This window comes from Mycobacteroides abscessus ATCC 19977 (genome assembly GCF_000069185.1).
GTDB lineage: Bacteria > Actinomycetota > Actinomycetes > Mycobacteriales > Mycobacteriaceae > Mycobacterium > Mycobacterium abscessus.
In genome coordinates this window covers 1,150,245-1,162,036 of record NC_010397.1, presented here as the reverse complement: position 1 = coordinate 1,162,036, position 11,792 = coordinate 1,150,245, and the positions used below count along the sequence as shown (strand labels likewise).

Annotated in this window: 11 protein-coding genes; 8 read left to right on the top strand and 3 right to left on the bottom strand. The window is 65.0% G+C overall.

What is annotated here, in order from left to right; translation table 11 throughout:
• Positions 1-15: 15 nt before the first annotated feature.
• Complete coding sequence (locus MAB_RS05960; RefSeq protein ID WP_005084183.1) at positions 16-360, bottom strand: hypothetical protein; 345 nt, start codon at positions 358-360, stop codon at positions 16-18.
• Between the two features lie 151 nt (positions 361-511).
• On the opposite strand from MAB_RS05960, the gene MAB_RS25295 reads away from it, so the two are divergent.
• The 6 genes from MAB_RS25295 to MAB_RS05935 all read left to right on the top strand — a co-directional run bounded on the left by MAB_RS25295 (position 512) and on the right by MAB_RS05935 (position 4,683).
• Positions 512-643 (top strand): hypothetical protein, encoded by a 132-nt coding sequence (locus tag MAB_RS25295; protein ID WP_005092874.1) that lies wholly within the window; start codon positions 512-514, stop codon positions 641-643.
• Positions 636-1,280 (top strand): LpqN/LpqT family lipoprotein, encoded by a 645-nt coding sequence (locus MAB_RS05955; RefSeq protein WP_005084181.1) that lies wholly within the window; start codon positions 636-638, stop codon positions 1,278-1,280. The genes MAB_RS25295 and MAB_RS05955 overlap by 8 nt, the downstream gene beginning before the upstream one ends.
• A 51-nt stretch (positions 1,281-1,331) precedes the next feature.
• On the top strand, positions 1,332-2,216 hold the full coding sequence (locus tag MAB_RS05950; RefSeq protein ID WP_005109967.1) for an oxidoreductase: 885 nt from the start codon (positions 1,332-1,334) through the stop codon (positions 2,214-2,216).
• Positions 2,217-2,379: 163 nt separating this feature from the next.
• The gene (locus MAB_RS05945) at positions 2,380-3,027 is read left to right on the top strand and encodes a 50S ribosomal protein L25/general stress protein Ctc (protein WP_005092871.1); all 648 of its coding nucleotides are present in this window, start codon (positions 2,380-2,382) and stop codon (positions 3,025-3,027) included.
• A 12-nt stretch (positions 3,028-3,039) separates the two neighbouring features.
• The gene (gene pth / locus MAB_RS05940; protein WP_005059133.1) at positions 3,040-3,630 is read left to right on the top strand and encodes an aminoacyl-tRNA hydrolase; all 591 of its coding nucleotides are present in this window, start codon (positions 3,040-3,042) and stop codon (positions 3,628-3,630) included.
• 30 nt (positions 3,631-3,660) lie between these two features.
• Positions 3,661-4,683, top strand: a complete 1,023-nt coding sequence (locus tag MAB_RS05935; protein WP_005109965.1) for a beta-ketoacyl-ACP synthase III — start codon at positions 3,661-3,663, stop codon at positions 4,681-4,683.
• 97 nt (positions 4,684-4,780) lie between these two features.
• On the opposite strand, the gene MAB_RS05930 is transcribed toward MAB_RS05935, so the two are convergent.
• Positions 4,781-6,430 (bottom strand): fatty acyl-AMP ligase, encoded by a 1,650-nt coding sequence (locus MAB_RS05930; protein WP_005084171.1) that lies wholly within the window; start codon positions 6,428-6,430, stop codon positions 4,781-4,783.
• A 235-nt stretch (positions 6,431-6,665) separates the two neighbouring features.
• Positions 6,666-7,649 (bottom strand): 4-(cytidine 5'-diphospho)-2-C-methyl-D-erythritol kinase, encoded by a 984-nt coding sequence (locus tag MAB_RS05925; protein ID WP_021269012.1) that lies wholly within the window; start codon positions 7,647-7,649, stop codon positions 6,666-6,668.
• A 49-nt stretch (positions 7,650-7,698) separates the two neighbouring features.
• On the opposite strand from MAB_RS05925, the gene MAB_RS05920 reads away from it, so the two are divergent.
• Together MAB_RS05920 and MAB_RS05915 are read left to right on the top strand one after the other, a co-directional pair.
• On the top strand, positions 7,699-8,586 hold the full coding sequence (locus tag MAB_RS05920; RefSeq protein ID WP_005109964.1) for a bifunctional helix-turn-helix transcriptional regulator/GNAT family N-acetyltransferase: 888 nt from the start codon (positions 7,699-7,701) through the stop codon (positions 8,584-8,586).
• A gap of 141 nt (positions 8,587-8,727) precedes the next feature.
• The gene (locus MAB_RS05915) at positions 8,728-11,769 is read left to right on the top strand and encodes an MMPL family transporter (RefSeq protein WP_012296391.1); all 3,042 of its coding nucleotides are present in this window, start codon (positions 8,728-8,730) and stop codon (positions 11,767-11,769) included.
• The last annotated feature ends 23 nt before the right edge of the window (positions 11,770-11,792 follow it).

The following is an 11,792-nucleotide window of genomic DNA, read 5'->3' as shown; positions in this document are numbered from 1 at the left end:
CCGAACCGATCGAGCTTAGACCTCGTCGTTGTCCGACGTCAGGACGGTTCCACTCTCATCTCCGCCGCACGCCGTACCCGCGTTCTCGCATTCGGCCCCGGTGCCGCTGGCGGGGGCCGGTGGTGCGACATTGTCGGTATCGGTGTCCTCGGGACCGGAGATATCCGAGTCGGGACCGTCATCGCCGGGATCACCCGGATTGACGGGCGCATCCGAGATCACGGCAGCGGGGGCAAGCGGATCGGCAACCGCCGTCGCCTCCGCGGAACCCAGTCCGACAGCACCGAAGACGACGAGACCAAGCGCCGGCAAGAAACGATGCGCAACCGCTCGTGTTCTTGAAAGTTTCACAAGTAGCATTCAGTAAAGGTACAGGGGTTTCCATGGATGTGAACATGAAAATCTGTGTGCTTTTCAACATCCAAAACCATTGCGCCAATTGCCCACCAGCGTCGGCGGGTCGTTCGACCGATTCTGGCGAACGGGCGTGACAACCCATAGGGTCGGTTCCGTGACCAAAGCGCTGCAAGGACCACCGCCCGTCCAGCCGGCAGGGGGTCCCCGCGTGCTACCGAGGGTCGGCACCATCTGCGAGGTCTTCGAGAACGATTCGGTGACAGCACTTCTCGGCCAGAATGCGTAGCGCCGCGCTGGCGGCCGCAGCGGTGGCCGCATTCGCGATGATCGGATGCGGGAGTCACAACCCCGGGCAACCCACCGGTTCCGCAAGCAGCACGCCAGAATCGGCGGCACCTCCCGCCAAGCCCGCGTCGATGAACGAGTACCTGCACAGCGTCGGCGTCACGGTCACCCCGGTGTCACCGGAGAGCCCGGCTAATGTGCGGGTCGACGTACCACTACCCCAGGGCTGGGAGAATCTGGGCGCACTCGACCCCGCCTATCTGATCGCCGACAAGCCCAGCGGTGCCGATCAGGGCCGAACGCCCAGCGCGGTGGTCTATCTCATCAAACTGGGCGGCCCCTTGGATGCCCGCAAGGTCATCTCCGAACATGGATTCGCCGACGCGCAGAACACCCAGAACTTTCAGAAGATCGCCTCGTCCCTCGACGACTACCAGGGATACCCATCGGCTGCCATCGAAGGCACCTACGAGAACCAGGGTGTGCGGGTGCACGCCTGGAACCGGGACGTGATCGTGCCCGATGGGCCGCTGCACTACCTGGTGCAGTTCACCGTGACGACCACCGAGGCCCAGTCCGCGGCGCTGTCCCAGGATGTCGCCGCGCTCACCGGCGGCCTGAAGATCACGAAGCGCTGAAGCCGCTCAGCCTCTCGACGGTGATGGCCCCGACCGTTAGGGTCAGCTCCCGTGAGTAAGTCAACTGCCACATGGAGTGCCGCCAAGCTGCCCTCATTCGAGGGCCGCACCGTCATCATCACCGGAGCCAATAGCGGACTCGGCTTGGAGACCGCGCGCGAGCTCGCACGTGTGGGCGCGCACGTCATCATGGCGGTGCGCAACACCGAGAAGGGCAACGCCGCCCAGGCTTCGATCAAGGGAAGCACCGAGGTGCGTCAGGTCGACGTGGCAGATCTGGCTTCGGTGCGCGCCTTCGCCGACACCGTGGAGGGCGCCGACATCCTGGTGAACAACGCGGGCATCATGATGGTGCCACCGGCGAAAACTGTCGATGGCTTCGAAAGCCAAATCGGGACAAACCATCTCGGCGCGTTCGCGCTCACCAACCTGCTACTGCCCAAGCTCACCGACCGGGTGATCGCGGTGTCGTCCGTCGCGCATCGTGCCGGGAAAATCGACCTGACCGACCTCAACTACGAGCGCCGCCGATACACCCGCGCGGGCGCCTACGGCGCCTCGAAGCTGGCCAATCTGCTGTTCACCAAGGAGTTACAGCGCCGCCTGAGCGCAGCCGGATCACCGGTACGCGCACTGACAGTCCATCCCGGAGTCGCCGCCACCGAGCTGCAGTCGCACAGCGGGAACCCGATCTTCGAACTGGCGTTGAAGACCGGCAACCTCTTCGCCCAGAATGCCGCGCACGGCGCCCTCCCGACGCTGTACGCCGCCTCCCAAGACCTGCCGGGAGACACATACATCGGGCCCGACGGGCCGTTCGAGGCCAAGGGTTACCCCACGAGGGTGGGCCGCAGCGGTCGGGCGCAGGACACCGAGACCGCCAAGGGCCTCTGGCGGCTGTCCGAGCAGCTCACCGGGGTTTCTTTCCCGCTTTAACCAGCGCTGATTGGCCTTTTGCGTTCACGCTCGGCTACCCTGAGCAGGCTGTCACGGCGAGGGTGGGTCTCCCACCGTTATCGACGGGATCATGGATTTCCTCTGGAATGCCTGCGATGTCCTCCCTGCGCCGTGCCTCACGAGACCGCAAGGAGTTGACCGAATGTCCAAGAAGAACACCCCCACCAGCAACAACCTCGATGTGACCGTCCGCACGGACACCGGCAAGGGCGCCTCCCGCCGCGCTCGCCGCGACGGCCAGGTTCCCGCCGTTCTCTACGGCCACGGCACCACCCCCGAGCACCTGAACTTGCCCGCCCACGACTTCGCGGCCGTACTGCGCCACTCGGGCACCAACGCGATCCTGACCCTGAACATCGAGGGACGCGAGCAGCTGGCCCTCACCAAGACCATCGAGATCCACCCGATCCGCCGCAACCTGGTACACGCCGACCTGCTCGTCGTGCGCAAGGGCGAGAAGGTCACCGTCGAGGTCACCGTCCACATCGAGGGCGACGCCGCCAGCGGCACCCTGGTGACTCAGGACGCCAACACCCTGGAGATCGAGGCCGAGGCGCTGTCGATCCCCGAAGGCCTCACTGTGTCGGTCGAGGGCCTCGAGGCCGGTACCCAGATCACGGCCGGTTCGATCGAACTGCCCAAGGGCGTCACGCTGATCTCCGACCCGGAGACCCTCGTCGTCAACGTCGTCACCGCGCCGACAGCAGCCGACCTCGAGTCCGAGGGCGCCGGCGAGGAGGGTGCCGAGGCTCCCGCCGACGAGGCCGCCGAGGGCTCCACCGAAGAGTAGGCGGAGCACTCCGTGCCGGTTTTATCCGACGACGCCGTGCTCGTGGTCGGCCTGGGCAATCCCGGGCCGAACTACGCCAAGACACGGCACAATCTCGGATTCATGGTCGCCGATCTGTTGGCGGCCAAAGACGGCGCAACCTTCAAGCCGCACAAGAAGTCCGGCGCCGAGGCGACAACGATTCGCCTCGGCGGCCGGGCCGTAAATCTGGCCAAGCCGCGCACGTTCATGAATACCTCCGGCCCGCAGGTCGCCGCGCTGGCCAAGTTCTTTTCGGTACCGCCGGCGAACGTCATCGTCATGCACGACGAGCTGGATCTGGATTTCGGCACCGTGCGACTCAAGCTCGGCGGCGGCGAGGGCGGCCACAACGGGCTGCGCTCGGTATCGCAGTCGCTGGGCACCAAGGACTATCTACGGGTTCGGCTGGGCGTCGGACGCCCGCCCGGCCGTAAGGACCCGGCGGCCTTTGTGCTGGAGAACTTTGCCAAGGCGGAGACCGATCAGGTTCCGCTGCTGTGCGAGCAGGGCGCAGACGCCGCCGAGCTGCTGATTCGCCTCGGTCTGGAGGCAGCACAGAATCAGGTGCATGCCTGGGGTTAGATCCCTGGATGTGCCCGCTATGGTCTCCTCATGACCGATATCGCGGAGATCACCGGCATCAACAAGATCGGCCTACTCAGCCTGGGGGCGTACCGACCCGAGCGCGTGGTCACCAACGACGAGATCTGCGAGCGCATCGAGTCTTCGGACGAGTGGATCTACACCCGCACCGGCATCAAAACCCGGCGGTTCGCCGCCGATGAGGAAACCGCTCAGACGCTGGCCATCGAGGCCGGGCGCAAGGCGATCGCCAATGCCTTGCTGACCGGTGCCGAGATCGACGCGGTGATCGTCGCCACCAGCACGCACTACCTGCAGACGCCGGCCTCGGCCCCGGCCGTGGCCACCGCGCTGGGCGCCCAAGGTGTCCCCGCCTTCGACCTGTCGGCCGGCTGCGCCGGATTCGGATACGCCGTGGGCGTGGCGGGCGACATGATCCGGGGCGGCAGCGCCAGCAAGGTGCTGGTGATCGGCTCGGAAAAACTCTCCCCCGCACTGGATATGACCGATCGCGGCAACTGTTTCATCTTCGGCGACGGGGCCGGCGCGGTTGTCGTCGGCGAGACCGCCGAACAAGGTATCGGCCCCACCGTGTGGGGTAGCGACGGCAGCCAATCCAACGCCATTCGGCAGGACATCGACTGGATGGACTTCGCGGCGGCACCCGATCCGGAGGGCCCGCGCCCCTACTTACGTATCGAGGGTACGTCGGTATTCCGTTGGGCCGCATTCGAAATGGGTAAGGTCGGACAGCGAGCCATGGAAGCCGCGAAGGTGGGGCCCGAGCAGATCGATGTCTTCGTACCGCATCAGGCCAACACCCGGATCAACGAGCTGCTGGCCAAGAATCTGCACCTGCGCGCGGATGCGGTCATTGCCAATGACATCGAGCACACCGGCAACACCTCGGCGGCATCGGTGCCGTTGGCCATGGAGACACTGCTGTCCACCGGCGCCGCCAAGCCGGGCGATCTGGCGCTGCTCATCGGCTATGGCGCCGGGCTCAGCTACGCCGCACAGGTGGTCAGGATGCCTCCTGTGCCGTTCGAGTGATGTCGCTGCGCGAATGTAACCGCACACATACGATCTGCGTCGATTCAGTGCGTGGCGTTACGTTCGGCGTTGGTCGTTCGACGCCTTGCGGTAGGCCCTAGATGACGAGCGCCACCGACGTCGAGCGGCGCAGCTTGCCCGACGGGGTCTTGGGGATGCTGCCCGGGCCGAGCACCACCACGTTGCGGGGCCGTACGTCTACCTCGGCGACCACCTCGTGGGCAACCTGCTGCTCGATCCGCCGCACCTCGTCCGGATTCTCGAAGGCGTTGGACTCCACCACAACCGCGAAGGTCTCGCGCTGGTTCTTGGGGTCCACACCGGCCTCCAACCGCACGGCGACGGCGCAGCCGGGGCGCACCCCGTCGACGCGGCCTGCGGCACGCTCGATATCGGTCGGGTAGATGTTGCGGCCCGCCATGATGATGACGTCCTTGACGCGACCGCACACCACAACGTGGCCCTTCTCGGTCAGGTAGCCGAGGTCGCCGGTGTTGTACCAACCGTTTTCGTCCTGCGCGGCCAAAAATCCGCCCATGGTCACATAACCGGGAGTCACCGACTCGCCACGCAGTTCGATGACACCGACGCCGCGCGCAGGCAGCACGTTCAGGTCCTCGTCGACAACCCGTGCCTCGATACCGGGCAGCAGGGGGCCCAGCGTGGCCAAATGGCGCAGGTTGCCACGGGTGGCGGGAACGGCTCGCCGCAGGGCGGCCAGCAGATCGGCGTCGACCTCGTCGACAACCAGACCGGAGGCCTCGACCTCCGAGAAGGACACGGCCAGCGCGGTTTCCGCCATGCCGTAGGCGGGCACCATCGCAGAAGGCTTGAAGCCGAACGGCTTTCCAGCATCACATAGGTCCTCGACCACGGCGGGGTCCACCGGCTCGGCACCGGAAAGCACGAACCGCAGCGTCGAGAGGTCGAAGTCGCCCGGCTTGGCCTGGTTGCGCAGCCGCTTGGCGAACAACGAGTACGCGAAGTTCGGAGCGGCCGTCATGGTGCCCTTGTACTTGTCGATCAGCCTGCCCCACAACAAAACATCGCGCATGAAGTCCATCGGGGTGATCTTCACGAGCTCGGCGCCGAAGAACATGGGCACCGTCAGGAAGCCGACCATGCCCATATCGTGGAATAGCGGCAGCCAGCTGACCATGACGTCGATTTCGGGCTTGTACTTGGAGGCGACGTACATGCCGTGCGCGTTGGCGTACAGGTTGCGGTGGGTGATTTTGACGGCCTTGGGAGATCCGGTCGAGCCGGACGTCAGCTGCATGAGGGCGACGGAGTCCTCATCGGCCTCGAGGGGTTCGATCGGGTCGGCGTCCCACAGATCCTTGATGTGCACGACGATGACGCCCTTCTCCTCCAGAACCGGAGCGGCGGCGTCGAACGGAGCGGACACGATGACGGCCTTGGCGCCGATCATGTCGACGACCTTGAGGGTGTCCTCGGCCCATACGGCGAGGTCGGTACGCGGGGTCGGCTGGTGCAGCATTGTCAGCGAGGCACCGCGCATCCACACGGCCTGGATCGCCGGAGCGATCTCCACGGGCATGCCGACCAACATGCCGATGGCATCGTCAGGGCCAAGCCCAGCTCCAGCGAGTCCACCCGCAACTTGCTTGGCGCGCTCGTGGACCTGCTTCCAGGTATGCCGGACCGGAGTATCGGGTTCGCCGGTGACCATGCCCTTGCTGCTTGACAGCGCGTTGGCGTACAGCTCGTCGGTAAACCTGCTCACAGTTCCTCCTGGCCTAGGCCTGCTGGGCGAGTCACGCTTCCTTATCGGATGGTCCGCCACCTAGGCCGCGACGTGCGGTAGGCGCGCGCGGAGCCTGTAGCAGCGGATTCGTATCGTTCAGGTGACAGTCCGGATGCCTTCTAACAATCCGCTAGCATCTTAGGCTTTTCTTAATCATCGGCCAAACCCACCGTGATCTTGGTATTCGGCGTGTCGCGGTCGCGGGCGTGTCGGGTCAGCCGTCACTGCGGCCCTGGATGACCTGTGCGCCGTGCACGGGTCCGCTGGCCACCCGCACGGTGCGGCACACCCCCGCGCCCGCCAGCTCCGCACTCACCTGCACCGCATCGTCGGCCGAGGTGCACAAGAACGCACAGGTGGGGCCCGATCCGGAGACGATTCCAGCCAGGGCGCCGGCCGACTCCCCTGCCCGCAGCGTGCGCCGCAATTCGGGGTTCAGGCTGACCGCCGCGGCCTGCAATTCGTTACCGAGCAGCGGCGCCAGCCGGCGCGCGTCCCCGGCGGCGAGCGCACCCAAAAGCTCATCCGCCTCGGCGAGCCGCGGCGGATCGCCGTTCTCACGCAACCGGTCGATCTCCTTGAAGACCTGAGGCGTCGCCAGTCCCCCGTCGGCGAAGGCGAACACCCAATGAAAGACATTGCGCGCCAATACGGTCGCCAGCTGCTCACCCCGGCCAGTGCCCAGCGCGGTGCCGCCATGTAAGGCAAAGGGGACATCGCTGCCCAGTTGAGCGGCCAGGTGGTGCAGGTCCCGGCGCGGCACACCGGCATGCCAGAGCTCGTTCATCGCCACCAACACCGCAGCGGCATCGGCGGATCCGCCGGCCATACCGCCCGCGACGGGGATGTCCTTGTTAATGAAGATCGAGACGTCGGGGGCGCGGCCCACGTGATCGGCGAAAAGCTCGGCGGCCTGCCAGGCGAGATTGCGTTCGTCGGTGGGCACCGTGCCCTCGCCCTGCCCGACCACATCGATCGATAACACGTCGGCGTCCCGCACGGTCACGTCGTCGGCCAGCGAAACGGCGTGAAAAACCGTGGTCAGCTCGTGATAGCCGTCGTCACGGAGGTCACCTACGGCCAGGTACAGATTGACCTTGCCGGGTGCCCGGACAGTCACCGCGCCGGTAGGAACCCAATCGGAGACGGTCTCGGACACGCCCCTGAGGGTACGTTCTGCGGCGCGAATGGCGCTCATCCATCACACAACGCAGACATCGAGGCCTTCTCTGACTAAAGTCAGGGAAATGACCGATGCCCTGGTCGATGGCCTGCGCAGCTTCAACCGCACCGTCACACAGCGGATAGGAGTCCTGGAGAGCGAATACCTCGCCCGGGACCGCCCACTCGGGCAATCGCGGGTGTTGTGGGAAATCGGGGACAGCGGCTGCGATATCCGAGAATTGCGGGCGCGCTTGGGCCTGGACTCGGGGTATCTCAGCAGGCTGCTGCGCGCATTGGAGGGCGCCGGGCTGATCGAGGTCACCGCGGCCGACGGCGACACCCGGGTGCGCACCGCCCGCCTCACCGCGGCCGGGCGCGCCGAACTGGCCGAGCTCGACCGCCGCTCCGATGACCTGGCGCATTCGATCCTCGAACCCCTGAGCGTGAATCAGCGGCAACGGCTGGCCGACGCCATGGCCGAGGTCGAGAGGCTCTTCGTCGCCTCGCAGGTTCAGATCGCCGTCATGGATACCCGTACGCCCGAAGCCCGGTATTGCATTCGCGCCTACTTCGAGGAGATCTCCGCGAGGTTTGAGGACGGATTCGATCCCGCACTCACCCTGCCGGCCGGTGATGCTGAGCTCTGCGCCCCCGCCGGCCTGTTTCTGGTCGCCGCCCTGCACGAGGAGCCTGTCGGGTGCGCCGGGCTGAAGCTGCCTCCACACACCGATACGGCCGAAATCAAACGCGTGTGGATCGCCCCCCATGTCCGCGGCCTGGGACTCGGAAAGCGAATTCTCGCCGAACTGGAGCGGCTAGCGGTGGATCACGGTGCTCACACGATTCGCCTGGACACCAATCGGGCACTCACCGAGGCGATCGCCATGTACCGGTCGGCGGGTTATGACGAAGTCGCCGCGTTCAACCAGGAGAAGTACGCACATTTCTGGTTCCAGAAACAGCTGAGCTGACCGCCATCGAGCCTGCTCCGCTGTTCAGGCATCTGCACACCGCGCACGGCACCAGGCTTGGCAATAGATCAATCGGTCTATATGCTGCCCACGTATACCGATCGGTCTACCCCCTGGGGTGTCGCAACGAAGGTGGCTTATATGGCGCACAGTGATCACCCGGCGCTTCGCACGGTCAGCCGGTTCTCGTGGCGGCGTCCTTGGCTGGTCATCGGCTCCTGGTTGGCGGTCCTCGTCATCCTGAACCTCGGGATACCCCAGCTCGAAACGACGGTAGCCAAGCACTCCGCGCCCTTCATGCCGTCCAACACCCAAGCTGCACACACCTTTCAGTACATGTCGGAACGTTTTGGCGTGCCGGCCTCCTCGGCCATCGGCAGCATCGTGCTGGTAGATGAGCAAGGCATCAACGAAGGCGATCGGCGGGTGTACAGACAGCTCGTTGATGCCCTGCGCGCGGATACCGAGAACGTCGCGTACATGCTCGACGCGTACACCAGCGAAAATCTGCGTGATATTGGGTTGAGCCCGGACGGCAAGGCGATCAACCTCGCCCTCGCCGGCACCGGCGACATCGGAACGACGAAAGCCCACGAGAACACCGTGCGCATCCGTCAGATGATTGACGGTCTGCCCAAACCGCCGGGGCTCGACATCTATCTCACCGGGCCCTCACCGACATTGGCCGACATGTTCAGCGCGATGGACTCCTCGCTATTGGTGATCACCGCCGTCTCGATAGTCCTGATCACGCTGGTGCTGTTGGCGGTGTACCGCTCGCTGGTGACGGCGATGGTGCCGCTGATCACCATCGGCATCGCCCTCGGCGTGGCGCGCCCGGTGATATCGCTGCTCGGTGAGCATGGAGTTCTGCTGGTATCGAATTTCACGATCTCGCTGATGACAGCACTACTACTCGGCGCCGCCACCGACTATGCGATTTTCATCGTCGCGAGCTACCACGAGGGACGCCGAGCAAAGCTCTCCGTTTCGCAGGCCCTGCGTCACGGAAGCAGCAAGGTCAACGGAATCCTCGCCGCGTCCGCATTGACCATCGCTGTAGCGGCGTCTGCCATGGCCTTTACCGAGCTGGGCATGTTCAAAGCCGCGGGCCCCCCGATCGCCATCGCCATCGTGTTGGCACTCGCCGTGTCCCTGACTGTGCCGTACGCGATTCTGTCGATCCTGGGCACACGCGGGTACGCCGAACCTCGGCACCTCAACGAGCTCAGGTGGCGACGCACAGGCGCGAGGATTATCCGCCATGCCGGGGCGCTCAGTGCCGCGTGCGTAGTCTTCTTGCTCGCCGCCGCTTCGGTCGTCGCCACTTTCCGCGTGAATTTCCGCGAGAGTTCGATGCTGTTGAACGACACCGAAAGCACCACCGGGTACGCAAAGGTGCGCGCCCACTGGGGGGTGAACGACGCCGCCCCCGAATACCTGGTCGTCACTTCTGCCACGGACATGCGCAACACCGACGACCTGGCAGCCCTCGAGCACATCGCCACTGCCATATCCACGCTGCCCGATATCGCCTACGTCCGATCGATAACGCGGCCCGCAGGCAAGCCCCTCACGGAGACGACCACCGGCTATCAGGCCGGTGTCATCGGCAAACGCCTGGAGGAAGCACAGCAGCGTATTGCCCAGTCCCGCCCCGATCTGGGGCGACTGGCATCCGGGCTGGCACAGCTGCAGGGCGGAGCCGATACTGCGGCGGCCAACGCGCCACGACTGGTGGCGGGTACCAGACAGGTCGTCGAACTCGCACGCACCATCATCAGCAGCTATGAGTCGGCGGGACAAGCCCTATCGACCGCGACAAACAGCACGGCCGATATCCCACAGACGCTTGCCGACCTGACCGGGCTGGTGGACGTTCTCGATCGTTCCTTACAAGCCTTGAGCGCCAATGCGTTCACGGCAGATGCGGTGAATACACTCGGATCGGTGCTCGGTCCCGCACTGACTCCAGAACCGATTCCGGCATGCACCACCAACCCGATCTGCGCACACGCCCGGGCGCAGCTCGACGAACTCGACTCGATCTCCAACGGCGCCACTACCCGGGTGCTGCGACAATTCCTGGCGTCGACGGCCGTCCCCCAGGAAGGCATTCAGAGCGCACGGTTGGCTTTGCCTCGGGTCAAAGACGCCCTCGCTCGGCTCCAATCGCTGTCCAAGCAACTCGGAAGTCAATCGCCGGCGCAAGTTCGCAAACAGCTGGACGAACTGGTCCAGGGAGCGGCGACACTCGCTCAAGGAGTATCGCGACTCTCCGGCGGCATCGCCCAGGTCAAGGGCGGCGTCGATCAAATCTCCGGTCTCACCGGTGAACTCAACAACGGGCTGGAGGAAGCCTCGGGCTACCTCAATAACATCGGCGCGCATACCTCCGCCGGTCCTGGGGCCGGCTTTTATCTACCGCCACAAGGCTTCACCGACAAACAGTTTGTCGCCGGGCAGGAACTGTTGTTCTCTCCCGACGGCAAGACCGCCCGGATGCTCGTGGTATTCGACGTCGAACCCGACAGCTATCGGGCATTGAATACCGCACATCAGCTTGCCTCGGCCGCCACCCAGGCCGCCGTCGGCACGAGCCTGCGGAACGCGCAATTTGCAAGCACAGGATTGGCATCGCTGTCTGCGGACATGCGTGATCAGGTGTGGCGCGATTTCGCCACTTATGGTGTCGTAGCCATGCTCGGAGTGTTCCTGGTGCTGGCCGTCCTCTTGCGCAGCCTGCTCGCACCACTGTTCATGGTGGCCGTGGTCACGTTGTCGTTCGCCGCGGCCGCCGGCATCACAATCCTGTTCTGGCAGCACATCATCGGAGTCGACGTCGACTGGTCGGTTTTCCCGGTGTCGTTCATGGCGTTGATCGCGGTAGGCGCCGACTACAGCATGCTGTTCGCGGCCCGAATCAGAGAGGAGTCGCACGACGGCATGGTCCGCGGCATTCTCCGCGGCTTCGGCAGCACCGGGAGCGAGATCACCACCGCGGGGCTCGTCTTCGCCCTGACGATGTTCGCACTGATGAGCGGAAGCGTGATCAACCTGCTACAGATCGGCTTCACCATCGGCGTTGGACTGCTACTCGACATCACCATCGTGCGCACCGTCCTGGTTCCGGCGGCAATGTCGATCATCGGCAACAAAATCTGGTGGCCCAGCACGCTATAGCTGCCGTCTCAATCGCGGACAGG